This window comes from Bradyrhizobium sp. Pa8, from assembly GCF_052588265.1.
The window spans coordinates 2,120,406-2,144,461 of record NZ_CP176767.1; the positions used below are offsets into that span (position 1 = coordinate 2,120,406).

Sequence of the window (24,056 nt, forward strand, 5' to 3'; positions counted from 1 at the left end):
CTTCGTGCTGCGTGGTTAGGCGTGGATGGCCGGGACATAGGCTAGCGGAAGCAACGCCGTCCTTCGGACGACTATGCCCGGCCATGACACTGTGGAGAGACCGCTCGTCCCTCAGCCCCGCACGCGCTTCAGCATCTGCTCGACATGGGCGATCGGCGTTTCCGGCTGGATGCCGTGGCCGAGATTGAAGATGAAGCGCCCGGCAGCAAAGTTCGCCAGCACGTTGTCCACCGCGCGATCGAGCGCAGCGCCGCCCGTGATCAGCACCAGCGGATCGAGATTGCCCTGCACGGCGACGCGGCTCTGCACGCGCTCGCGGATGAAGGCCGGCTCGGCGGTCCAGTCGATGCTGACGGCATTGACGCCGGTCGCTTCGACATAACCGGGCAGTTGCGCGCCGGCGCCGCGCGGAAAACCGATGATCTTTGCGTCGGGCACTTTTGCGCGCACGCCTTCGACGATGCGCCGGGTCGGCTCGACTGACCAGCGCGCGAACTCGGCTGGCGGCAGCACGCCAGCCCAGGTGTCGAAGATCTGCAACGCATCGGCACCGGCCGCGAGCTGCGCCAGCAGATATTCGATCGAGTTCTCCACGAGCACGTCGATGATTTTCGCAAACGCCTCCGGGTGCCGGTAGGCCATCATCCTTGCCGGCGCCTGGTCGGGCGTGCCTTGGCCTGCGACCATGTAGGTCGCCACCGTCCACGGCGCCCCGCAGAAGCCGATCAGTGCGGTCTTGGGATCGAGCGCACCGCGCACGATTCTGAGCGCCTCGAACACCGGCTTGAGCTTGCCGAAGTCGGCGTGCGCGGCGAGTGTCGCGACTTTTGCGGGATCATCCAGCGGCTCCAGCCGCGGACCCTCGCCAACCTCGAACCGCACGGAACGGCCGAGCGCGTAAGGGATCACCAGGATGTCGGAGAAGATGATCGCCGCATCGAAGCCGAACCTGCGGATCGGTTGCAGCGTCACTTCGGCGGCAAGCTCCGGGTTGAAGCAGAGATCGAGGAAGCCGCCGGCCTTGGCCCGCACCTCGCGATATTCCGGCAGATAGCGCCCGGCCTGCCGCATCATCCACATGGGCGGGGTAGCCTGGCGCTGGCCGGAGAGCACGTCGATGAAGGGCTTTGTCGCAGACTGGGGCACGGACGGTCCTATCAAGATTGAGGTTCCTGATACACCGCCGGGAGCCGGAGCGGAACAGTGGAACCAGCGCAAATGCGCCGCGTTGACCTCCCAATCGAGGAGGACTCCATGGCTGAGACATTCAATCCCGCGCCGCACGACAAGCACGCTGATGATCTTGGCAAGGCGCTGGCTGCCGACCGCCATACCAAGCTTGAAGCCGGGCTGGAGGACAGCTTCCCTGCGTCCGATCCCGTCAGCGCTGCGCAGCCGACACCATCGAAGGCCGATGCGGATGCCGACAGTCCCTCGCTCTGGGACAAGGTTAAGTCGATCTTCAGCTAAGGCCGATGTTCGGCGAGCGCAGCGGCGCCGGTTTCCGATAGCGTCGCTAACGCATTGTTAGCGATCCAGCGACGCTCCAGTCCGTAGGAGTACGGGAAAACCCGCATAACGCTGCGAATGTCGGCAAGCGTTTCAGGGTTCAATAACAGAAGCGGTGGAAGTTCCGGCGATCGGAGATTTTCTGCCGCATGACCGTCGCCTCACAAAGAGCCGGATGGAGCCGTCTGCCGTTGCGCGCGGCGGCGTTCGTCGTGCTCACTTGCGCGACCATCCTCGGCGTCAGCGGCTGGCGTGAATGGGCCGCGCGCGATGCCGTGCTCAAGGGCGCCGAGACCGAGATGGCGAATGTCGCGCGCTCGCTGACGCAGCATGCGGAGGACAGCCTCGACCTGCTGGATTCCGGCGTCGTCGGCGTCGTCAGCCGACTGGAGATGGACGGCGCCGAACCCGCCACGATCGCCAAGCTCAGGAACCTGCTGGAGGCGCGCAAGAAGGCGATCGCGCGCATTCACAGCCTCGCCATCATCGACGACCAGGGCAATTGGTTGACCTCGCCGGGCACGATCGGCTCGACGCTCAGCGACGACGCCTTCTTCCGTCATCACCAGCTCTCCCCGAAACGGGAGCCTCATGTTGGCCATCCGGTGCGGAGCCAGCTCGATGGCGAATGGGTCGTCACCCTGTCGCGCCGCTTCAACAAGCAGGACGGCAGTTTCGGCGGCGTCGTGCTTGCGACCATCAGCGCCAACTACCTCGCGCATTTCTACGAGCAGTTCGAGCTCGGCCGCAACAGCTCCGTGGCGCTTGTGCATGGCGACGGCATGATCATCGCGCGCAATCCAAGCAACGACAGGTTCGTCGGCCGCAGCGTCGCCGACACCCCGCTATTCCGCGACGCGAGCCTGCAGCAGCCGGGCGGCGCATACCATTTCAGGTCGCCGCTGGACGGCGCCGAGCGCGTCAGCTTCTTCAAGCGCTCTGGCCGTTATCCGCTCGTCCTGCTTGCCATGGTCGACAAGGCCGAGCTGCTGGCGCCCTGGCGCGCCGCGGCGATCTCCCGCATGCTCTACGTGCTCGCGCTGGTCGTGCTGATCGCGGTCATCGGCGCGGTGCTGGTGCGGCAGTTGCAGCGGGGCCAGCGCATGGCCGCGGCCCTGGTCGAGAAGGAGGCCCATTTCCGCCTGCTCGCGGAAGGCTCCAGCGACATGGTGACCCGCATCGGGCTCGACGAGCGGCTGCGCTATGTCTCGCCCTCGTCGGTCCGCGTCGTCGGCTGGCGGCCCAATCAACTGATCGGAACGCCGGCGCTCGCCGGCATCCATGCGGATGACCGGCCGCAGGTCCAGGCGCTCGTCGATGCCATGAAGCGTGGCGAAAAGGACGAGGCGCGCGTCACCTATCGCAACGCGCATCGGCAAAACTCGGAAGTCTGGCTCGAATCGACCATGCGGGTGACGCGCAAGGAAAACGGCAACGTCGACGGGGTGGTCGCGATCTCGCGCGACATCACCGAGCAGAAGAAGCTGGAGACCAGGCTCGAGACGCTCGCGATCGAGGACAGCCTCACCGGGCTCGCCAACCGCCGCCGCTTCGACGAACGGTTGAAGGAGGAATGGGCGCGCGCCTATCGCGACCGCTCCAGCCTCGCCTTGCTGATGATCGACGTCGACCACTTCAAGGCCTACAACGACGAGTACGGCCACCCCGCAGGCGATGCCTGTCTGCGCGTGGTGGCGAAGGTCATCGCGGCCGAGATGCAGCGCGCCGGAGATCTGGCTGCGCGCTACGGCGGTGAGGAATTCGCCATGCTGCTGCCGAACACCGATGCCGCCGGCTGCGCGCGGATCGGCGAGCGGATCCGCCGGGCGATCCGCGAGGCGGGCCTCGTCCACAGCACCCATCACGCGTCGGGCTGCGTCACAGCTTCACTCGGCGGCGCGGCCTGCCGGCCCGCGCTGGAACGCACCGCCGGCGTGGGCTCGCTCGTCGAGGCTGCCGATCAGGCGCTCTATGCGGCGAAGCAGCGTGGGCGCGACCGCCTGATGATGTCGGTCGAGGTGGCGAGCCTGCTGCCGAAGGCATCAGGGCTGTAGCTCATCATCCTCAATAATGCGGCGGGGGCTCGTTGGCAGGCCCCGGCGCATTCGTCTCGGCTTCCTGAAGTCGCTCGCCGAGCTCCGCGATCTTCCGCGTCAGCGCGTCGATCTGCTTCCACTGCGCGGTGATCGTCTGGTTGAGCGTCTCGATCGTATCGTCCTGATAGGCGACGCGTGTCTCCAGCGTGTCGATGCGCTCGCCCAGCGTCTTGATGTCACTCGTCACGGCCGTGCCCCAATTCTTGTTCGCGTAGGCCCCGTTCGCGCAAGCCATGACCGAGTGCGACGCGCTCGTCGAATACAAAACATTCGCCGCGCCAGCGGCTCTGCGCCTCAGGCACCTCTTCCAGATATTTGAGAATACCGCCCTTGAGGTGATAGACCTCGGCAAAGCCGCGCGCGAGCAGATGCGCGCTCGCCTTCTCGCAGCGGATGCCGCCGGTGCAGAACATCGCGATCCTGCGGTGCTTCGCCGGATCGAGCTGCTCGGCGGCAAAATCCTTGAACTGGCCAAAGCTCTTGATCTCAGGGTCGACCGCGCCCTCGAACGTGCCCATCGCAACCTCGAAGGCGTTGCGGGTGTCGAGCACCAGCGTGTCGGGTGCTGCGATCAGCGCGTTCCATTCGGCGGCCGCGACGTAAGTGCCGACCTGCCGCGTCGGATCGGCGGCCTCGTCGCCGAGCGTGACGATCTCCTTCTTCAGCCGCACCTTGAGCCGGCCGAACGGCATCGCCTCGGCGGTCGAGAATTTCAGCTCGAGATTGTTCAGCCGGCCGCCGAACAGGGTGCCGTGCGCGAGCTCACGGACGAAGGCGTCGATCGCCTCGGGCGCCCCCGCAATCGTGCCGTTGATACCTTCCTGGGCGAGCAGCACGCTGCCCTTGAGCGCGAGGCCTGCGCAGAACGCGCGCAACGGCTCGCGCAGCGCGCGGTAATCGGGCAGGGCGGCGAATTGGTAAAAGGCGGCGACCTTGTGGATCATGGCGGCTCGTTTAGCAGGCGGCCGCCGCCCAGAAAACCCGCATGGTCCCGGACGGCAAAAGGTCTATACGCCCAGCGGATGGCAGCTATTTCGCTGGTATGCCAGCATTGCCCCGGCGGGCTGGAATGTGTCATGTAGGCGCGGTTTTTCCGAGACGGCGCGCCCTCCGCGCCGACGGCCCAAGAGAGCCCCCCAAGAGAGCCCTGAGAGAGCAGAACTTCGATGAGAAACTTCCATTTCCCCGGCAGGTCCACCGTCCACGCCACCAACGCGATGGTCGCGACCTCGCATCCGCAGGCCTCCCTGGCCGCGATCGAGGTGCTGCGCGAGGGCGGCACGGCGGTGGACGCGGCGGTGGCGGGTTCGGCGCTGCTCGGCGTGATCGAGCCGCAATCGACCGGCATCGGCGGCGATTGCTTTGCACTGATCCAGCCGCGCGGCGAGGGCAAGATCATCGCCTATAACGGCTCCGGCCGGGCCCCGAAGGCGGCGAACGCCGACTGGTATCTCGAGCGCAAGATCAATTCCGTGCCGCTGACCTCGGCGCATGCGGTCTCGATCCCCGGCGTGATCGACGCCTTCGCGACCGTGCTGCGCGATCACGGCAAGTTCGGCTTCGACCGCCTGCTCCAACCCGCGATCAAGGCGGCGGAAGAGGGCTACGTCGTCGCCCCGCGCATCGCCTTCGACTGGAAGAACCAGTTCGAGAAGTTGAAGGGTGGCACCAACACCGTGCGTTACCTGTTGCCGGGGGGCAAGCCGCCGGTCGCCGGCGACGTCATCCGCCAGGCCGAACTCGGCAAGACGTTGCGCGCGATCGCCAAGGACGGCCGCGATGCCTTCTACAAGGGCGCGGTCGCGGAGGACATGGTCGAGACCCTCAGGGGGATCGGCGGCCTGCACACGCTCGACGATTTCGCCGCCCACACCACCGAGACGACGACGCCGATCGGCACGAATTACAAGGGCTATGACGTCTGGCAGTGCCCGCCGAACGGCCCGGGCGTCACCGCGCTCTTGATGCTCAACATCCTGTCGCGGTTCGACCTGACCAAGTATGCGCCGCTCAGCATCGAGCGCTTCCATCTCGAAGCCGAAGCCGCGCGCATCGCCTACATGAATCGCGAGATGCATGTCGCCGATCCCGAGCATATGAAGATCGACGTCGCCGAAATGCTCGCGAAGGGCTTTGCCGACGAATACATCAGCAAGATCCGCATGGACGGCATGCTCGACCTGCCGAACGTCGCGCCGCCGATGAATCCCTCGACCATCTACATCACGGTTGTGGACAAAGATCGCAACGTCTGCTCGTTCATCAATTCGATCGCGCATTCCTTCGGCTCGGCGATCGTCTCGAACAAGACCGGCGTGCTGTTCCAGAACCGCGCCGGCGGTTTCCGCATCCAGCCCGGCCATCCCAACTGCATCGCCGGGGGCAAGCGCCCGCTGCACACGATCATGCCGAGCCTCCTCACCAAGGGCGGCCGCTCCGTGATGCCGTTCGCGGTGATGGGCGGACAATATCAGCCGGTCGGCCAGACCCACGTCGTGACCAACATTCTCGACTACGGCTGTGACGTGCAGGAGGCGATCGACATGCCGCGCGGTCTGCACTACGAGGGCCAGTACCAGCTCGAGGACAGCGTGCCTGCCGATATCGTCGAAGGGCTGAAGAAGCTCGGCCACAAGACCACCAGCGTGGTCGGCCCGCTCGGCGGTGCGCAGGCGATCTGGATCGACTGGGACAAGGGCACGCTCACCGGCGGTTCCGATCCGCGCAAGGACGGCTGCGCGCTGGGCTATTAAGGGCCGAGGGCTGGAAACGATTGCTTCGTTGCGCTAGACACCTTCCGCCTCAAACGGAAGGTCTCCTATGCAGCGTTTCCAGCGCGCACTCCTCGCCATCATGTCGGCACTCGCGATCACCGTGATCGGCAGCGTGTCGACATTCGTCTCCACCACGGCATCGGCCCAGACCGCAGGAAAACCCATGACAACAGCTTCAGGCTTGCAGACCATCGACAGCGTCGTCGGCACCGGCGCTTCGCCAAAGCCCGGCCAGATCTGCGTGATGCACTACACCGGCTGGCTCTACGAGAACGGCCAGAAGGGCAAGAAATTCGACTCGTCGGTCGACCGCAACGAGCCCTTCGAGTTTCCGATCGGCAAGGGCCGTGTCATCGCCGGTTGGGACGAGGGCGTTGCCACGATGAAGGTCGGCGGCAAGCGCACGCTGATCATCCCGCCGCAGCTCGGCTACGGCGCCCGCGGCGCCGGTGGCGTGATCCCGCCGAACGCGACATTGATGTTCGACGTGGAATTGCTCGCGGTGAAGTGAAGTTCGTTCTCTCCACATCGTCATGCCCGGGCGTGGGCGTCCACGTTTTTTTGCGCAGCAAGGCGTGGATGGCCGGGACAAGCCCGGCCATGACGGAGAGTTCAGCAAACAAAAAGACCGGCCTCGCGGCCGGTCTTTTCGCTTTCAGATTGACGCGCGTCACTCCGCCGCGCGCTTTGCCGCAGCCGCGGCGCGATCGATTGCTTCCTTCGCGGCGTCCTTGGCGTCGCCCATGGCCTGCTGGCCCTTGCCCTTCACTTCCTGGACCACACCTTCGCCCTTCAGGCGATCGGAACCGGTGGCTTCGCCGATGCCCTGCTTGGCCTTGCCGATGGCCTCGTTGGCGGTGCCCTTGATCTTGTCGCTCGTGCTACCCATGAAACTCTCCTTCCAGTTGGCTCGCGAAAACAACGCCTGCCGACTACGAGAGTTCCGATTTTGGGTATGGCCTGATAGGCCCGCTTTGGTTAGCTTGCCGCGCACGGAACCAACAGAAAGCAAGTCCCATGACCGGCCATGACCACACGCATTCCCACCATGACCACGATCATGATGATCGCTGGAAACATGACGGCGTGCGCGTCATTCCCGGCAATCAGCTCGATACCAACGTGCCGTCGACGGCGGGCATGGACCGCGCGGCCGCGATCAATTTCGCGCGCGTCGGCGCGCAGAAATTGTGGGCGGGCACGGTCAGCATCAAGCCGGACGCCAAGACCGGTGCGCATCACCACGGCCATCTCGAAAGCGTCATCTACGTGGTGAAGGGCAAGGCGCGGATGCGCTGGGGCGAGAGCCTGCAATTCACCGCGGAGGCCGGCCCCGGCGATTTCATTTTCGTCCCGCCTTACGTGCCGCATCAGGAGATCAATGCCAGCCCCGACGAGGTGCTGGAATGCGTGCTGGTGCGCAGCGACGGCGAGGCGGTCGCGATCAACCTCGACATCGAGCCGGTTGAGAAGCCCGAGACCGTGCTGTGGATCGATCCCGTGCACCGGGATCCCAACGAGAAGAAGTAAGGGCCTGAAAGCCTGCTGGTTCTGTGCGACAGAACCACGCAGGCACAGCCTTCAAAAAATATCCGGAAGCGGTGTCGGATGGCTGTCGGGCCATCCGTCCTTGGGCAGAACCCCGCCCAAGGAGCCTCCGATGCCCAAAATGATCTTCGTCAATCTGCCGGTGACCGACCTCAAACGCGCGACGGCCTTTTACGAGGCGGTCGGCGCGGTCAGGAACCCGCAATTCAGCGACGAGACGGCGAGCTGCATGGTCTTCTCCGAGACCATCTTCGCCATGCTCCTGACCCACGACAAATTCCGCAAGTTCACGCCGAAGCCGATCGCGGATGCCAAGACCTCGAACCAGGTGCTGCTCTGCCTCTCGGCCGACAGCCGCGACGAGGTCGATAACGTCGTCGGCAAGGCCGAGGCCGCGGGCGGTGTGGCCGATCCCAGCCCGAAGGATGAGTACAGCTTCATGTACGGCCGCAGCTTCGAGGATCCGGATGGTCATATGTGGGGCGTGAACTGGATGGACATGGCAGCCTTCGCCGCGCAGTCCGACATGGCGAACGCCTGATCGAAGCCAACGAACATCGACCATCTGAAGAGGAGCATCCACGATGTCCAAGCTCATGCCCTGCATGTGGTTCAACGGCGATGCCGAGGAAGCCGCGAAGTTCTACGTCTCGCTCGTTCCGAGTTCGGAGATCACGCACGTCCAGCGCAACGTTTCGGACGGTCCGTCCGGCAAGACAGGCTCCGTGCTCGTCGTCGAGTTCACGGTGGCCGGGCAGCCCCTGGTCGCGCTCAATGGCGGCATGAAGGTGGAGTATACCCACGCAATCTCGCTGATGATCCATTGCGACGATCAAGCTCAGGTCGACAGCGTCTGGAGCGCGTTCCTTGCTCATGGCGGCAAGGAGCAGCAGTGCGGCTGGATCAGCGATCGCTGGGGCGTATCCTGGCAGGTGGTGCCGAAGGTGATGTTCGAATTCCTGTCGAGTCCTGACAAGGCTGCGGCCGCGCGTGCGATGCAAGCCATGATGAAAATGGTCAAGCTGGATGTGGATGTCTTGCGTCGCGCGTTCGAGGGCAAGTCGGCGGCGTAGTGCGGAAGCCGTAGGGTGGGCAAAGGCGCGTTTGCGCCGTGCCCACCATCTTGCAATCAAGAGAGAGAAGTGGTGGGCACGCTTCGCTTTGCCCACCCTACGAGACTGTGCCCGGCGAGGCGTCTCAATAATTGATCCTCAGCCCCACGCCGCCATGGATGGTGTTCCCCACCGGCTGCGGGCCCAGCGTGCCGTTGGCGAACAGGTCCACGATCCAGCCCTTCTGCACGCGGAAGCCGAGGCGGCCGCCATATTCGAACCAGCCCTGGTTGCCCATGGTCGGCACCACTAGGCCGTCGCCGGTCACGGTGGCGACGATGCCGCTATGGCTGGCGAAGGACTGCACCCAGCCGCCATTGATGTTGGTCTCGATGTTGCTGCCGAAGAGGTGCGTCCACTGGCCGCCGATCTTGACCAGGCTGGTACGGTCGGTGCCGGTCGCAATGGTGGCGTCGAACGGATTGAACGCGACCGCGCTATCGCTGTAGCCGGAGACGCGCTGCCAGAGCTGCCAGACTTCGATCGAGGCCGCGAATTCGTCGCGCGGGGACACGCGGCTCATCCAGCCGGCACGGCCATAGACGGCGTAGTTCGACGCGTTGGTCGAGCCCGTGACGCTCACCGGCCCGAGGCTGGTGTTGTAGCTGCGGGTGTAGCGCGCCTTCTCCCACGGCGTCAGGATGGTGCCGACGTCGAAGAACGGGCGCGACGAGCCCCAGTCGGTGAAATCATAGCGCAGAGCAAAGGCGCCGATCGGCGCGCTGGTGATGCTGTAGCCGCCCTCGCTGTAGTGCGTGTAGGCGATGCCGGCGAGCAGCGACAGGTTGTTGGTCAGCTCCTTGCGGCCATGAATGCCGGCCGAGAACGAGCCGGCCGAGCCGAATGCGCTGATGCAATCGCTGCAATTGACCTGCTCGTTGACGCCGAGCAGCACCGTGCCGAGCACCCGGTTGGTGATCATCTGGTTGAAGCGCTGGTTGGCGAGGCCGCCGATCGAATTGCCGCTGGAGTCCGCGCCGGTCGGGCCCGAAGGTGGATACGGGCTCGGCGAGGACGACGGATAGGGGCTTGGCGAAGGGGAGGGGGTCGGTGTGGGTGTCGGCGACGGTGAATAGGTCGGTGACGGTGAGGGCGTCGGCCCACCGCATTCGGACTCGCAAGCCGCCTGCGCTGCTGCCGGCCGCGCATCGAACGCGAAGAACGCAAACGCAGCGGTTGCGGTCAGCGCGGCGGCGAGGACGAGGCGTCTCACGTCGAGTTTCGCCATCATCACCGCCCGCACAGCATGCCATCGTCGTGGACGGCAGGCGTGATGGTCGGAGAGGCGTCCGCATACTGGTTGACCGAGCACAGCCCGGCGCTTGCGGCGCAGTTGGCGGCAAAGGTCCAGGGCGGCGTGTTGGTCTTGGTGATGCTGACCTTGCCGCCGGCCGAGGTGATGATTGCGGTGTCGCCGGGCTGGGTGAGCTGCACGCACTGGGAGCTCGTCGTGCAGACGCTGGCGGCGCCGTCCTGGAGCACGACGACGGAGCGGCCGCGCTGGGAGAGGATGTCGAGCGTGGTGCCGCGCACGCCGATGGTCGCGAGCGGTGTCGTGATCTTGTAGGCAGTCTTTTCCGAATGTCCGGTGACGAAACGGAATGCGCCCGTGGTCATGCGGATCGCGACGTCGCGATAGCTGTGCTCGTCGTTGAAGACGGTGCGGTCGAGCTTCAGCGTGGCGCTCGGGCCCAGCGAGAGGTTGGTGCTGTCGGCCATGACGAAGCGCGCAGCGCTGTCGGCGCCGGTGCGCACGGTCTCGTCGCGCAACATGCTGTCGCCGACACTGATCGGCGTCGTGGTCGCGGCCACGCGCACCACGTCGTTCTGGATCACGACGGCTTCGCCGACGCGCGTCTGCGCCTGCGCGCAGGGCGCCGCGCACAACGCGGCCGACAACAGAGTGGGGAAAAGCCAGAAACGCAAATTCATTTCGCAACCGATCGATATGTCCCTGATCGTACCGGATCGCGCGCGCTTCTGATGTGGCGAAATTATCACAAGCGGCGCTGGACGTGCGTTATGCTTAGTGACAGTTGCGGCAGAATGCGTTCAATGAAAAGTGCCGTCTTTGTTTTTCTCCGCGGTGAAGCAGATTTGCCACGCAAAATAGCCCCACAGCAGCCGTTCGAATTGCCCGCGGTTCCGAAGGTGTCGCAGAGCGCAGTGATCGCTGTCGCGATTTTCCTGGTCGCGCATCTCGCGCTGCTGATCGGCCTGACGTCGCCGGAGAAGTTCGTCTTCGACGAGGTGCATTACGTGCCGGCGGCAAGGCAGATGCTGGCACCCACGATGTCGCAGCCGATGCTCAACCCGATGCATCCACCGCTGGCCAAGGAGCTGATCGCGGCATCGATCGCCGTCTTCGGCGACAATGCGCTGGGCTGGCGCTATCCGTCGACCTTGTTCGGCGCACTCGCGATCGTCGCGATCTATCTGTGCGGGCTCGCGCTGTTCTCCGCGCAAGGGCCGGCGATCGCCGCGGCGGCGATCGCCGGCTTCAACCAGATGCTTTACGTGCAAGCGCGCATCGCCATGCTCGACATCTACGCGCTCGGGTTCGGCCTGCTCGCGATTGCCGCCTTCATGCACGGCTTTCGAAGAGAGCGCCCGCATGCGCTGTTCGCGCTCGCGGGCGCTCTGTTTGGTCTCGCCGCGGCTTGCAAATGGAGCGGCCTGTTTCCGCTGGGCATCTGCATCGTGATGGTTGCGGTGATCCGGCTGATGCAGGGCTGGCGCACGCTGTTCGCCGACGCGAAGCCGAGCGACTGGTATCGGCCCGATCTCTGGCCCGATCTTCGCGTGCAGCATGTCGCGCTCTGCTTCGCCGTGCTGCCGGCGATGACATATCTTGCCGCTTTCGTGCCGCTCTACGGAGCGTCGCTGCCGGATCTGATCGAGGCGCAGCGCCGGATATTCGCCGACAACACCACGACCGCGATCGCCGGCCACACCTATATGAGCGCGTGGCCATCCTGGCCGCTGCTCGCGCGCCCGGTGTGGTTCCTGTTCGACAAGACCTCGGAGAACAATGTCTCCGCGATCGTCTTCCTCGGCAATCCGCTGGTCGCGTGGCCGGCGCTGCTCGCGCTCGCCGTCGTGCTGCGCGACTTCATCGTCGCGCGGCGCTGGGATGCGTTCCTGATCGCGACGTTCTATTTCGGCTCCTGGCTCGCCTGGGCTTTGCTGCCGCGCACGCTCGGCTTCCTCTACTATTATCTGCCGGCCGCAACCGTGGCGTCGCTTGCGCTGGTCTATGTGCTGCGACGAGAGGGGCTGCCGCGCTGGCTGCTGTGGGCCTATGTCGGGGTCGCGGCGATCGGCTTTGCAGTGATGCTGCCGATCTCGGCGGCCTTCCTCGGCACGTCCATGCAGACGTTCAACCGGTTGATGCTGTTCCAGAGCTGGATATGAATTCGCCGCGTGTCACGATCGTGGCAGGCGGCGTCTTTCACGCGGCGATGACGTGAAGCTCACTTGGACGCCGTCGTCTTGGCTTCCATGTTCACGACCTGGACGCGGCGGTTGATCGGGTCGGCGCCGTTGGCGGTGTCCTTCAGCTTGGACTTGCCGTAGCCGACGGTGACGAGATCGGTGCCGTTGAGACCATAGTTCTGCACCAGGTACTTCTTGATGGTGTCGGCGCGCCGTTCGGACAGTCCTTGATTGTACTCTTCGCCGCCGATCGCATCGGTGTGGCCGGCGACCACGAACGTCGAGCCCTTCAGCGACGGATCGGACAGCGCCTTGCCGAGCGCCTGCACCGACGGCACCGAGGTCTTGGCGATGTCGGCCGAGTTGTAGTCGAACTGGATCTCCAGATCGATCTTCGGCTTGGTGGCGGCGAGCTCGGCGATCTGCTCGCGCTCGCCGGTCGAGAGCGACCGAGTCGAGCGGTTACGCACGGTATTCAGGAACGTCGCTTCCTTGGTCTGTGCGGCCGGATCGGCCTGCGGAGCGACGGACAGGCCGCGGGTCGCCGGCTTCGGCTTCAGCGCATCCAGGATCTGGTTGGCAGAGACGTTATCGCCGGCGAAAGCCACGCCCGCCGTCATCGACAGTGCGGCCGTGATTGTGATCGCCTTCAGTCCAAAAAATTTATCAAAACGGGTCATTGTCGTATCCTCGCTGTTACGCCTGATGGCGATTTGATGTTGCGAGCGTAGGGAAGGTTCAAAGGCCTCGATGTGATGCGAGTCACATTCCAGATGGCCGAAATGACCCGTGCATCCTAGCGCCGGCGCCGGTCGGCATCCATGGCGTGTCGCGCCAGTGGCGGTGCCCTGCCACCGGGAAGAAGCGCTATCTCATTCGGTATCGACAGAGGATTGCTGAACCGGCTGGACTCGGGGCCCGAGCAGGTACAATCTTTCGGTTATTGTTCGTCACCAGCCGTATTGCCCGCTGCGTCAGCAGCCCGAAAAGCGACCGTCGCAGCGACTCTCAGCTCGGTTCGAGCATCAGAAATCCCCGAGTGATCCAGATCACAGTGCGTCGTTGTGAACTGGATCAGATTGCTCTCATCGGATCGGCTCAGGCCGAACCGAGAGCAGCGAGGAAGTTTGGATCAGGGGAGAATGATCATGCGCTTCTTGATCGCAGCAATTTCAATCGCAGTATTTCTCGTCAGCGGCGACGCGGCGTTCGCGGACAAGCGCGTCGCCTTCGTGGTCGGCAATGCCGCCTACAAGAATGTCCCGCAGCTGCCCAACCCCGCGATCGATTCCAAGGCGATGGCCAGGGTGCTGCGCAATGTGGGCTTCGACGTCGTCGAGGGCGCCAACCTCACCCGCGATGCCATGACCGCGAAGCTTCTGGAGTTCGGCAAGAAGAGCGAAGGCGCCGATGTCGCGGTGTTCTTCTATGCCGGCCACGGGATCGCCGTGAACGGCGTCAACTACCTGTTGCCGGTCGACGCCGACCTGAAATCCGAGATGGACGTCAAGCTCGGCGCGGCGATCAATGTCGACCTCACGCTCGATCAGACCATGTCGGACGCCAAGGTGAAGCTCGTGTTCCTGGACGCCTGCCGCGACAATCCGTTCGCGGCGAAGATCCGCTCGGCCAAGGCCACCCGCTCCGTCAACGTCCAGACCGGTCTTGCCGAGATGAAATCGGGCGAGGGTACGCTGATCGCCTTTGCCACCGGCCCCGGTCAGACCGCGCTCGACGGCGAGGCCGGCACCAACAGCCCGTTCACCCGCGCGCTCGTCGCCAACATTGCCCAGCCTGGGATCGAGATCCAGCAGGCGATGACCAAGGTCCGTGCCCAGGTCAGCGACGAGACCAGCAAGGGGCAATTGCCCTGGGGGCACACCAACCTCACGGGCAACGTCTATCTCAATCCGGTTGGCGCGCCGGCTGCGGCCACGACCGATCCGTCGAACGCACCGGTGTTGGCCGCGAGCAAGCAAGGCTCCGACGTCGAGCTCGAGTTCTGGCGCTCGATCAGGGACTCCAACAAGGTCGAGGAGCTCAACGCCTATCTCACCAGCTATCCCAACGGCACGTTCAAATCGATCGCGCTCGCCCGCATCGCGGCGCTGCAGGATGGCCCATCCATCACCACCCGCAACCTCTCGGCCGGGATCGATCCCGCGACCTTTACGGAAGAAGCCAACCAGGTGTCTGAAGACCAGATCGGTCTGGACAAGAACCAGCGCCGCGACGTGCAGCGCCGCCTCACCGGGCTCGGCTTCGACGTCAAGGCGTCGGGCAAGTTCGACGATGAGACCCGTTCCGTGATGAGGCGGTGGCAGGCTGCCCGTGGCTATCCTGCGACCGGTTATCTCAACAAGCTCCAGCACAAGGCCTTGCTGTCGGAGATTGTCTCGACCCGCGCCGCCTCCTCCGAACAGGCAGACGACGAGCCGGCGCGTCGCCGGTCCTCCGGCGGTGGCGGCCGGCGCCATTACGGCGGCGGTGGTGCCGGTCCGGCGGGCGGCCCCGGCGGTCTGTTCGGCGGTATGATGGGCGGGTTGTTCGGCCGCCGCTGAGCCGGTAGGCAAGCAACAGGCGGTCCGGTCCGGGCCGCCAATTTGTTCCGGAAACCCTTGCTCACCGTTCGTCGCAAAGCCGTCGCGTGATGGCCCGCGTGCGAACAAGAATTCGGCCAGTTGCGCGCCTAGCAGGACTCCGCGTCCAATAACCGCCGAGGAAGGGAGCCGAGTTCAGTCCAGTGCCCAGGCCGAGTGATTACCAGTTCTATCGTGGCGGCCCGCCGGATCGGACAGTCTTTCTGAACTCAATGCCCATCTATATCGGTGCGGCGATGATCGCGGTGGCGATCCTGCTGTCTACGCTGATCACCGGGCTGACCAGCCGATATGTCGGCCTCGACGGTCCGAACGACGAGAACATGTGGCTGGTCGACCGCCTCACCGGCAGCGTCTATCGCTGCCAGGCGGAGGGGCGTGGCAGGGCAACCTGCGAGCCTGACGTTGCCACCGGCAGCCTCGGTGACCGACCCAAGCCGCAAAAGAATGGCCCTTGAGGAAATGGCCATGGCCAACACCGACATGAGCAATGGCAAGATGAAGAGTGCCTGCATGCACTACATGAAGTCGCAGAAGGCCATGTCGATGAAGTGAGGCGCGCGGCGCGCACGGTTCGGCCGCGCTGTCAGCAGTTGGCAGTGCGGCTTTTTCTTGCGAAAGCTTCTTTGGCGTCTCTCTTTTTCCTGGCGCGAATCCGGCTACATTGCCTCTTGCAATGTCACGCGCGCCCAAACCTTTTCCGATCCCCACGACACAGGCCCGGCAGATCTGGCTGCATGCCCAGCGGCTGGACGAGCGTGCGCCGTTCGGGGAGGGGGCGCCCGCGGTGGCGGATGCGATCGCCCATCTCGGTTATGTGCAGATCGACACCATCAACGTCATCGAGCGCAGCCACCACCACATCCTGTTCAGCCGCATCCCGTCCTACCGGCGTGCCGATCTGCGCCAGGCCCAGAGCGTCGACAGGAGCGTGTTCGAATACTGGACCCATGCTCTGTCCTACGTGCCGGCGATCGATTTTCGCTTCTTCCTGCCGGCGATGCGCGAGCACCGGCGCGAGGGACACAAATGGTACGCCTCGGTCAAGCCGGCCGATACGCGCAAGGTGATGCGGCTCCTGCGCGCCGGACCGCTGACGATCCGCGACATCGAGGACGACGTGCTCACCGAGAAGGAGCATCTCTGGCAGAGCCGAAAGCCCTCGAAGCGGGCGCTACAGCTCGCTTTCTACACCGGCGTCGCGACCGTCAGCGCGCGCCAGGGCATGCTCAAGACCTATGAGCTGATGACGCGGCACTTTGGCTGGGACAAGCTGCCGAAGCCGGCGTCGGCGAGGGACATCACGGCCTATCTGCTCGACCGCGCGCTGCGGTCGCAGGGCGTGGTCAGTCTGGATTCGATCTGCCACCTCGATGCGCCGAGCAAGAAGGCGATCGCTCAGCTGGTCGCCTCACGCGTCCGCCGCGGTGAGCTCGTGCCCGTTGCGATCGAGGGCGCCGGCAAGCAGGAGCATTGGGCCGCGCCCGCGGCGCTGGAGCCGGGTGAGGGCGCCGCGCCCGATCTGGTTCACATCCTCTCGCCGTTCGATCCCCTGATCATCCAGCGCAAGCGCACCAATCTGTTCTTCGGCTACAACCATCTGTTCGAAGCCTATGTGCCGAAGGCCAAGCGCAAGCTCGGCTATTTCGCGTTGCCCGTGCTTGTGGGCGACGAGATCGTCGCGGCGCTTGACCTCAAGACCGACCGTCAGGCGAAGAAGCTCTTGATGCAGAAATGGACCTGGGTCGGGCAGGGGAAGAAGACGGCGGGGCGCAAGGAGCTGAAGCGCGTGATCGAGGAGGAGCTCGACCGCTTCGAGCGGTTTCAGCTCGCGGAGTGAGGATCGTAGGGTGGATTAGCCGAAGGCGTAATCCACCACTGTTCATATCCACAGAGACAGAGAGGTGGATTACGCTTCGCTAATCCACCCTACGCATCGCGACGAGACGATCGATCCAAACGCCGAACGCAATCCCCACCCCATACGCCACCAGATTCCACACCGAGAATATCCGTCCTAACAGCAGCGCGCCCGCAGTGGTGAGCCGAAACGCATCGAGCCAGGGCAAATGCACCAGCCGGGAGAACTCGACGGCGATCGCGATCGCCACGGCGGTGGCTGCAAGTCGGCTCCGCGACATCCCCGGCAGCAAAACCCCGACCAGCAGAAACACCATCGTCGCCCACAGCAGCGAGCCGCCATATTTCACGACGAAGGCGGGAAGGCCAAGCGGAAAGCCGTACCAGCGCAACGACAGCCCGCAGACGATGACCGCAAGGGCAAGGCCGGCGCGGATCAGCGATGTCTGTAGCGGCGCAACAGGTTTATCCGGTTGCGCCCCGTGCATTGCTTGCTCCATTGACTCTTTCGCGGCGATGCTGAAAACCCCGGATCAGCCCATAAAAGCAACAACCCCGGGGGGAAGCCATGAGCCAGACCACGACCTATGCCGGTTCCGCCGGCTCAGCCAAGTCGGAAATCGAGACCTCGACGATCCGCGCCATCTCCTGGCGGCTGATTCCGTTCCTGGTGCTGGCCTACTTCTTCTCCTATCTCGACCGCGTCAATCTCGGCTTCGCCGCGCTGACCATGAACGCCGAGCTCAAGTTCACGCCGCTGATCTTCTCCTGGGGCGCCGGCATCTTCTTCATCGGCTATTTCATTTTCGAGGTGCCGAGCAATCTGGCGCTGGAAAAGTTCGGCGCGAGCCGCTGGATCGCCCGCATCATGGTGACGTGGGGCATCATCTCGGCGCTGATGGCGCTGGTCAGCGGGGTGACGAGCTTCTACGTGCTGCGCTTCCTGCTCGGCGTCGCCGAGGCCGGCTTCTTCCCCGGCATCATCCTCTATCTCACCTACTGGTACCCGGCCGAGTATCGCGCCCGCTTCCTCGCCGCCTTCGCCATCGCCGTCCCGGTCTCCACCGTGATCGGCGCGCCGGTCTCGGGCCTGCTGCTCGGGCTCGACGGCGCGATGGGGCTGAAGGGCTGGCAGTGGCTGTTCATCATCGAGGGCATCCCCTCGGTGCTGCTGGGCATCGTCACTTGGTTCTATCTCACCGACAAGCCGGAGAAGGCGGACTGGCTCTCGGCCGATCAGAAGGCCTGGCTCAAGTCCAGGCTCGATTCGGAAATCGCGGCCAAGCAGGCGGTGAAGCATCTGTCGCTCGGCGAGGCGCTGTCGTCGCCAAAGGTGATCATGCTGAGCCTGGTCTATTTCGGCTTCGTCGGCGCGCTCTATGGCATGCAGTTCTGGCTGCCGCAGATCGTCAAGGCGTTCGGCCTCACCAACGCGCAGACCGGCTTCGTCACCGCGATCCCGTATCTGTTCGGCACCATCGCCATGATCCTGTGGGCGCGGCATTCCGATGCGACGCGCGAGCGCGTGATGCATGTCGGCGCGCCGCTGCTGCTCACCGCCGTCGCGCTTGGCGTCTCCTCCTATCTCACCGATCCCACCATGACGATGGTGGTGCTCACGGTCGCGGCGATCGGCGTGTTCTGCTGCTTCGGCGTGTTCTGGACCCTGCCGACCGCCTGGCTGTCCGGCACGGCGGCGGCCGGCGCCATCGCGCTGATCAACTCGATCGGCAACCTCGCCGGCTTCGGCGGGCCGTACCTGATCGGCTGGGTCAAGGAAGCCACCGGCCAGACCTCGACCGGCCTGCTGGTGCTGGCGGTCCTGCCCCTGATAGCCGGCATCCTTGTGTTTGTCGGTGGCCACGAGAGCAAGCACGAGTTCGCCGGGCAGGGGCGGTAGTCTCTCCAGCGTAGCCCGGATATCGCTTCGCTGATCCGGGCTACGGGCTAATCTGCGCTGGCGCTTCTCTGCGGACCAGCCAGTCCAAGGAACACCAGCATAGCGCGGTTGAGACGCAAGAGGTCGTCATCGTCCAGGCGTCCCACCAGCGTTCCCACTTCGGCTTTCGGCACGGTGGTAATCTTGTCGACCATCAGCCGGGACGGCACTCGAAGGCCGTTGTCGTCGTTTGGCTCGACCTTGAGCCGGAAAAGCGGCGCCTCGGTTTCGTCGGTTGTGAAAGCGCAGATGGTGACGGAGTTCGTGGCGTCGAAGCTGTCGTCCTGCACGATGACGACGGGGCGCGGCTTGGCCGCATAGTCCTTGCCGCCCGCCACCGTCCAGATCTCACCTCGCTTCATTCATCCGTCCAATCGGATACGGCGTCGATGAAGCCCTGGTCTTCGGATGCATGTACACTGGTCGCGACCGCAAGCGATTGGCGATGGGCTTCCGATCGGAAGGACGGGGAGCGGATATCCGGCACCCAAATCTGAATCGGCCGCAGGCCTTGTGCACGCAATCGATCACGGTGGGCCTGCACCTTCAGACGAGACGGCTTGGGCTTTGAAGGGCTCATATGTGCTCTCGTTGGTTACATGTAACCCTATCAAGAAATGTCCCAAGTTACCAGCGGGAGGTGGGCAGCAATCCTTACCGCCCCTTAACGATCACGCTTTCCTGATGACTGACGATTATTGACTTTTATCAGTGATTAGTTGACATTCCTCTCATTGCAGTCGCGGGAGTGTCCTCCGATGTTCGTTCGGTCAGTTTTGTCCAGCTATTCCAAGCTCTTGGCGGGTGTCTCGCTGGCCCTGATGGCCGCGGCGCTGGCCGGGTGCAATGACACCGTCGCTGAAAAGGCCGAGCCGCCGCGGCCGGTTCTGGTCGCAGCCGTCCACTATGATGCCGAGACGCCGGAGCGCAGCTTCGTCGGCACCGTCAGGCCCCGGATCGAGAGCGATCTCGGTTTCCGCGTGGCCGGCAAGGTTGCCAAGCGCCTGGTCGAGGTCGGCCAGACCGTCGAAATCGGCCAGCCGCTCGCGACCCTCGACGAGGTCGATCTGAAGCTCCAGGCCGAGCAGTCCGTCGCCGAGCAGACCGCCGCGACCGGCGTTCTGGCCCAGGCCGCTGCGGCCGAGCAGCGCGCCAAGGATCTGAAGGCCAAGGGCTGGACTACCGATGCGGCGATGGATTCGAGCCGCGCCGCCGCCGATGAGGCCCGCGCGCGTCTGGACCGGGCCGTGCGCTCGGTCGAGCTGACCAAGAATTCTCTTTCCTACGCGACGCTCAACGCCGACGCCCGTGGCGTCGTCACCGCAACGCTGATCGAGCCCGGCCAGGTGGTCGCCGCGGGCCAGGCTTCGATCCGTGTCGCCCGCTTTGCCGAGAAGGAAGCGGTCGTCGCGATCCCTGAGACGCTGGTTGGACGTGCCAAGTCGGGCGCCGCCAGCGTCACTCTTTGGTCGGAGCCGGACAAGAAGTATGCGGCCAAGCTGCGCGAGATCGCGCCGGCGGCCGATCCGGCCACGCGCACCTATCTTGCAAAGTTCTCGCTGCCCGAGGCCGACGACAAGGTTTCGCTCGGCATGACCGCGACGCTGACGCTGTCGGATGCCGCGACCGAGCGCGTCGCGCGGCTGCCGCTGTCGGCGCTGTTCAACGAAGGCGGCAAGCCCTCCTTCTACGTCGTCGACGACAATGGCGCCGTCGCGCTCAAGCCGGTCGTGGTGAAGTCCTATGAGAGCAACGACGTCATCATCACCAGCGGTGTCGAAGAGGGCGCCAAGATCGTGGCCCTCGGCGTCCAGAAGCTCGATCCGAGCCAGCGGGTGCGGATCGTCTCGTCGCTGTCTTTCTAGTTTACGAGTTACGTCGTGTGAGGTGAGTTTCGGCCAAAGCGCAAATGCTGGGGCTGAAGCGGCGAAGCGATCCAGAATCTGCCCAGCCCCCTGGATTGCTTCGCTGCCTCGCGACGACGGTTTGAACAGAGTGGCTGTGGTTTTTTTGCAATTGGATCATCTTTGGAGAGTGCGATGAAGCGCTTCAATCTTTCGGCCTGGGCCGTCAGCCATCCGACGCTGGTCCTGTTCCTGATGATCATACTCGGCGTCGCCGGCTTCTTCTCCTACCAGAAGCTCGGGCGAGCCGAGGATCCGTTCTTCACGGTGAAGGTGGTCAACGTCTCCGTGATCTGGCCGGGTGCGACCGCGCAGGAGATGCAGACGCAGGTCGCCGATCCCATCGAGAAGAAGATCCAGGAGCTGCCCTATTTCGAGAAGGTGCAGACCTATTCCAAGCCGGCCTTCACCGCGCTCCAGGTGACCTTCCGCGATTCCACGCCGCCGAAGGACGTGCCGTATCTGTTTTACCTGCTGCGCAAGAAGCTCGCCGACGTGCAGGGCCAGTTGCCTTCGGGCATTCTTGGACCCGTCGTCAACGACGAATTCTCTGACGTCGATTCCATCCTCTACATGATGACCGGCGACGGCGCCGACTATGCCCAGCTCAAGAAGGTCTCGGAAGGCTTCCGCCAGCGCCTGTTGAAGGTGCCGGGCGTGACCAAGGTCGACGTCTACGGCAACCAGGACGAGCGCATCTTCGTCGAATTCTCGCACGCCAAGCTCGCCACTCTCGGCATCACGCCGCAGGCGCTGTTCGATTCGCTCGCCAAGCAGAACAACGTGACCCCGGCCGGCACGGTCGAGACCTCGTCGCAGCGTGTGCCGCTGCGCGTCACCGGCGCGCTCGATGGCGCCAAGGCCGTCGCCGAAACGCCGGTCGAGAGCAACGGCCGCGTGTTCCGTTTGGGTGATATCGCCACCGTCACCCACGGCTATGTCGACCCGCCGAGCTTCGTCGTGCGCCAGGAAGGCAAGGCCGCGATCGGTATCGGTGTCGTCACCGCCAAGGGCGCCAACATCCTCGATCTCGGCAAGGAGGTCGAGAAGGCCACCGCCGAGTTCATGAAGGCGGTGCCGCAGGGCATCGACGTCAAGCTCATCGCCGACCAGCCCAAGGTGGTCGAGCACGCCGTCGGCGAGTTCGTGCACTCCTTCATGGAAGCGCTCGTCATCGTGCTGTTCGTGTCGTTCCTGGCGCTCGGCTGGCGCACCGGCATCGTGGTCGCGCTGTCGGTGCCGCTGGTGCTCGGCATCGTCTTCGTCGTCATGAACACGATGTCGCTCGATCTGCACCGCATCACGCTCGGCGCGCTGATCATCGCGCTCGGCCTGCTGGTGGATGACGCCATCATCGCGGTCGAGATGATGGTGGTGAAGATGGAGCAGGGCTGGGACCGTTTCCGCGCGGCCTCCTTTGCCTGGGAATCCACTGCGTTTCCGATGCTCACGGGAACGCTGGTCACGGCCGCTGGCTTCCTCCCCATCGGCTTTGCCAATTCCGCGGTCGGCGAATATGCCGGCAGCATCTTCTGGATCGTCGCGATCGCGCTGGTCGCGTCCTGGTTCGTGGCGGTGATCTTCACGCCCTATATCGGCGTCATGCTGCTGCCCAACATCAAGGTGCACCACAATCACGATCCGCACGCGGTCTACGAGACCCGCATGTACCGCGGCCTGCGCGCCATCGTGCAATGGTGCGTCAACCATCGCATCACCGTGGTGGCCGCGACCGTCGGCGTCTTTATCGCCTCGATCGTCGGCTTCGGCCATGTCCAGCAGCAGTTCTTCCCGCTGTCGGAGCGGCCCGAGCTGTTCCTCCAGCTCCGCCTGCCCGAGGGCACCGCCTTCAACGTCACCGAGAAGGCGGTGAAGAAGGCCGAGACGCTGCTCAAGGACGACAAGGACATCGAGACCTATACGTCCTATGTCGGCCAGGGCTCGCCGCGCTTCTGGCTCGGCCTCAATCCGCAGCTTCCGAACGAGGCCTTTGCCGAGATCGTCATCGTCGCCAAGGGCGTCGAGGCGCGCGAGCGCATCAAGGCCAAGATCGAGAACGCGGCTGCGGAGGGCATGCTGACCGAGGCGCGCGTGCGCGTCGACCGCTTCAACTTCGGTCCGCCGGTCGGCTTCCCCGTCCAGTTCCGCGTGATCGGCCCCGACGCCAACAAGGTGCGCGAGATCGCCTATCAGGTCCGCGACGTCATGCGGCAGAACAAGAGCGTCAAGGACGTCCAGCTCGACTGGAACGAGCAGTCGCCCTACCTCAAGCTCGTCGTCGACCAGGATCGTGCCCGCGCCATGGGCCTGACCCCGCAGGACGTCTCGCAGGCGCTGTCCATGCTGATCTCGGGCGCACAGGTCACGACCATTCGCGACGGCATCGAGAAGGTGGCCGTGGTCGCTCGTGCGATCCCGTCCGAACGTCTCGATCTCGGCGGCGTCGGCGATCTGACCATCACCTCGAAGAACGGCGTCGCCGTGCCGCTCCAGCAGATCGCCAAGATCGAGTATGCCCATGAGGAGCCGATCATGTGGCGGCGTAATCGCGACATGGCGATCACCGTGCGCTCCGATGTCGTCGACGGCGTGCAGGCGCCCGACGTCACCAGCCAGATCACGCCGAAGCTGAAGGCAATCAAGGACAATCTCGAGCCGGCCTACCGCATCGAGCCGGGTGGGGCGTTCGAGGAATCCGCCAAGGGCAACGCCTCGATCTTCATCCTCTTCCCGCTGATGGTCATGGTGATGCTGACGCTGCTGATGTTCCAGCTGCAGAGCTTCTCGCGCCTGATCCTGGTGTTCCTCACCGCGCCGCTCGGCATCGTCGGTGCCTCGTTCGGCCTCAACGTCGCCAATGCCCCGTTCGGCTTCGTGGCGCTGCTCGGCCTGATCGCACTCGCCGGCATGATCATGCGCAACACCGTCATCCTGGTCGACCAGATCGAGACCGACGTTTCCCACGGCCTGACCCGTCGTGAGGCGATCGTGGAGGCAACCGTCCGCCGCGCCCGGCCGGTGGTGCTGACGGCGCTCGCCGCGATCCTGGCCATGATCCCGCTGTCGCGCTCGGCGTTCTGGGGCCCGATGGCGATCACGATCATGGGAGGCCTGTTCGTCGCGACCTTCCTGACGCTGCTGTACCTGCCGGGTCTCTACGCCCTGTGGTTCAGGAAGAGCCTGGACGAGGCGGGCACCCCCGAGCAGCCTGCCGCGCCGCAGCATGGGAGCGATGACCAGCACGCAATTCCGCTTGCTGAAGCGGCTGAATAAATGAGA

Annotated in this window: 24 protein-coding genes; 14 read left to right on the forward strand and 10 right to left on the reverse strand. The window is 64.5% G+C overall.

Going from position 1 to position 24,056, the window contains the following annotated elements; translation table 11 throughout:
- Positions 1-111 precede the first annotated feature (111 nt).
- Positions 112-1,146: a uroporphyrinogen decarboxylase gene (gene hemE, locus ACKWRH_RS09620; protein WP_445220314.1), complete on the reverse strand. Its 1,035-nt coding sequence runs from the start codon at positions 1,144-1,146 to the stop codon at positions 112-114.
- Positions 1,147-1,254: 108 nt separating this feature from the next.
- On the opposite strand from hemE, the gene ACKWRH_RS09625 reads away from it, so the two are divergent.
- Positions 1,255-1,470 carry a hypothetical protein gene (locus ACKWRH_RS09625; RefSeq protein ID WP_014497480.1) on the forward strand — a complete coding sequence of 72 codons (216 nt, stop codon included), beginning with the start codon at positions 1,255-1,257 and terminating at the stop codon, positions 1,468-1,470.
- 188 nt (positions 1,471-1,658) lie between these two features.
- Complete coding sequence (locus tag ACKWRH_RS09630; RefSeq protein WP_445220315.1) at positions 1,659-3,563, forward strand: diguanylate cyclase; 1,905 nt, start codon at positions 1,659-1,661, stop codon at positions 3,561-3,563.
- Positions 3,564-3,573: 10 nt separating this feature from the next.
- Here the strand turns inward: ACKWRH_RS09630 and ACKWRH_RS09635 are convergent, their stop codons facing one another.
- A complete protein-coding gene (locus tag ACKWRH_RS09635; RefSeq protein ID WP_445220316.1) occupies positions 3,574-3,792 on the reverse strand; it encodes a SlyX family protein in 219 nt (72 codons plus the stop codon).
- A complete protein-coding gene (gene trhO / locus ACKWRH_RS09640; protein ID WP_445220317.1) occupies positions 3,782-4,549 on the reverse strand; it encodes an oxygen-dependent tRNA uridine(34) hydroxylase TrhO in 768 nt (255 codons plus the stop codon). Before trhO ends, ACKWRH_RS09635 begins: the two co-directional genes overlap by 11 nt.
- Before the next feature lie 222 nt (positions 4,550-4,771).
- Here trhO and ggt point away from each other — a divergent pair, with 222 nt between their 5' ends.
- Together ggt and ACKWRH_RS09650 are read left to right on the forward strand one after the other, a co-directional pair.
- Positions 4,772-6,358, forward strand: coding sequence for a gamma-glutamyltransferase (ggt, locus tag ACKWRH_RS09645; RefSeq protein WP_445220318.1), 1,587 nt, complete (start codon positions 4,772-4,774; stop codon positions 6,356-6,358).
- 67 nt (positions 6,359-6,425) lie between these two features.
- On the forward strand, positions 6,426-6,890 hold the full coding sequence (locus ACKWRH_RS09650; protein WP_028148582.1) for an FKBP-type peptidyl-prolyl cis-trans isomerase: 465 nt from the start codon (positions 6,426-6,428) through the stop codon (positions 6,888-6,890).
- A 159-nt stretch (positions 6,891-7,049) separates the two neighbouring features.
- On the opposite strand, the gene ACKWRH_RS09655 is transcribed toward ACKWRH_RS09650, so the two are convergent.
- Positions 7,050-7,268, reverse strand: a complete 219-nt coding sequence (locus tag ACKWRH_RS09655; protein ID WP_028148583.1) for a CsbD family protein — start codon at positions 7,266-7,268, stop codon at positions 7,050-7,052.
- Between the two features lie 128 nt (positions 7,269-7,396).
- Between ACKWRH_RS09655 and ACKWRH_RS09660 the strand changes: the two genes are divergently transcribed.
- The 3 genes from ACKWRH_RS09660 (at position 7,397) to ACKWRH_RS09670 (ending at position 9,000) form a co-directional block, all read left to right on the forward strand.
- Positions 7,397-7,909 (forward strand): cupin domain-containing protein, encoded by a 513-nt coding sequence (locus ACKWRH_RS09660; protein WP_014497473.1) that lies wholly within the window; start codon positions 7,397-7,399, stop codon positions 7,907-7,909.
- Positions 7,910-8,039: 130 nt separating this feature from the next.
- A complete protein-coding gene (locus ACKWRH_RS09665) occupies positions 8,040-8,468 on the forward strand; it encodes a VOC family protein (RefSeq protein ID WP_445220319.1) in 429 nt (142 codons plus the stop codon).
- Between the two features lie 43 nt (positions 8,469-8,511).
- Positions 8,512-9,000, forward strand: coding sequence for a VOC family protein (locus ACKWRH_RS09670; RefSeq protein WP_445220320.1), 489 nt, complete (start codon positions 8,512-8,514; stop codon positions 8,998-9,000).
- A gap of 124 nt (positions 9,001-9,124) precedes the next feature.
- Here the strand turns inward: ACKWRH_RS09670 and ACKWRH_RS09675 are convergent, their stop codons facing one another.
- Positions 9,125-10,267 carry a hypothetical protein gene (locus ACKWRH_RS09675; protein ID WP_445220321.1) on the reverse strand — a complete coding sequence of 381 codons (1,143 nt, stop codon included), beginning with the start codon at positions 10,265-10,267 and terminating at the stop codon, positions 9,125-9,127.
- A 2-nt stretch (positions 10,268-10,269) separates the two neighbouring features.
- On the reverse strand, positions 10,270-10,971 hold the full coding sequence (locus tag ACKWRH_RS09680) for a FecR family protein (RefSeq protein WP_445220322.1): 702 nt from the start codon (positions 10,969-10,971) through the stop codon (positions 10,270-10,272).
- Positions 10,972-11,022: 51 nt separating this feature from the next.
- On the opposite strand from ACKWRH_RS09680, the gene ACKWRH_RS09685 reads away from it, so the two are divergent.
- Entirely contained in the window at positions 11,023-12,453 is a 1,431-nt protein-coding gene (locus ACKWRH_RS09685) for a phospholipid carrier-dependent glycosyltransferase (RefSeq protein ID WP_445220323.1), read from the forward strand.
- A gap of 59 nt (positions 12,454-12,512) precedes the next feature.
- Here the strand turns inward: ACKWRH_RS09685 and ACKWRH_RS09690 are convergent, their stop codons facing one another.
- Positions 12,513-13,154, reverse strand: a complete 642-nt coding sequence (locus ACKWRH_RS09690; RefSeq protein ID WP_445220324.1) for an OmpA family protein — start codon at positions 13,152-13,154, stop codon at positions 12,513-12,515.
- A 468-nt stretch (positions 13,155-13,622) separates the two neighbouring features.
- Here ACKWRH_RS09690 and ACKWRH_RS09695 point away from each other — a divergent pair, with 468 nt between their 5' ends.
- From ACKWRH_RS09695 to ACKWRH_RS09705, 3 genes are all read left to right on the forward strand, one after another.
- Positions 13,623-15,035: a caspase family protein gene (locus ACKWRH_RS09695; RefSeq protein WP_445220325.1), complete on the forward strand. Its 1,413-nt coding sequence runs from the start codon at positions 13,623-13,625 to the stop codon at positions 15,033-15,035.
- Between the two features lie 251 nt (positions 15,036-15,286).
- A complete protein-coding gene (locus tag ACKWRH_RS09700) occupies positions 15,287-15,532 on the forward strand; it encodes a hypothetical protein (protein ID WP_445220326.1) in 246 nt (81 codons plus the stop codon).
- Positions 15,533-15,750: 218 nt separating this feature from the next.
- Complete coding sequence (locus ACKWRH_RS09705) at positions 15,751-16,914, forward strand: winged helix-turn-helix domain-containing protein (RefSeq protein ID WP_445220327.1); 1,164 nt, start codon at positions 15,751-15,753, stop codon at positions 16,912-16,914.
- A gap of 79 nt (positions 16,915-16,993) precedes the next feature.
- Here the strand turns inward: ACKWRH_RS09705 and ACKWRH_RS09710 are convergent, their stop codons facing one another.
- A complete protein-coding gene (locus ACKWRH_RS09710; RefSeq protein ID WP_445222362.1) occupies positions 16,994-17,422 on the reverse strand; it encodes a ribosomal maturation YjgA family protein in 429 nt (142 codons plus the stop codon).
- A gap of 80 nt (positions 17,423-17,502) precedes the next feature.
- On the opposite strand from ACKWRH_RS09710, the gene ACKWRH_RS09715 reads away from it, so the two are divergent.
- Positions 17,503-18,834: an MFS transporter gene (locus ACKWRH_RS09715; RefSeq protein WP_445220328.1), complete on the forward strand. Its 1,332-nt coding sequence runs from the start codon at positions 17,503-17,505 to the stop codon at positions 18,832-18,834.
- Between the two features lie 47 nt (positions 18,835-18,881).
- Here ACKWRH_RS09715 and ACKWRH_RS09720 read toward each other — a convergent pair whose 3' ends face one another.
- Together ACKWRH_RS09720 and ACKWRH_RS09725 are read right to left on the reverse strand one after the other, a co-directional pair.
- Positions 18,882-19,235 (reverse strand): type II toxin-antitoxin system PemK/MazF family toxin, encoded by a 354-nt coding sequence (locus ACKWRH_RS09720; protein WP_445220329.1) that lies wholly within the window; start codon positions 19,233-19,235, stop codon positions 18,882-18,884.
- On the reverse strand, positions 19,232-19,453 hold the full coding sequence (locus tag ACKWRH_RS09725) for an antitoxin MazE family protein (protein WP_080583987.1): 222 nt from the start codon (positions 19,451-19,453) through the stop codon (positions 19,232-19,234). The genes ACKWRH_RS09720 and ACKWRH_RS09725 overlap by 4 nt, the downstream gene beginning before the upstream one ends.
- A 178-nt stretch (positions 19,454-19,631) precedes the next feature.
- Here ACKWRH_RS09725 and ACKWRH_RS09730 point away from each other — a divergent pair, with 178 nt between their 5' ends.
- Positions 19,632-20,738, forward strand: a complete 1,107-nt coding sequence (locus ACKWRH_RS09730; RefSeq protein ID WP_445220330.1) for an efflux RND transporter periplasmic adaptor subunit — start codon at positions 19,632-19,634, stop codon at positions 20,736-20,738.
- A 174-nt stretch (positions 20,739-20,912) separates the two neighbouring features.
- The gene (locus tag ACKWRH_RS09735; protein ID WP_014497458.1) at positions 20,913-24,050 is read left to right on the forward strand and encodes an efflux RND transporter permease subunit; all 3,138 of its coding nucleotides are present in this window, start codon (positions 20,913-20,915) and stop codon (positions 24,048-24,050) included.
- The last annotated feature ends 6 nt before the right edge of the window (positions 24,051-24,056 follow it).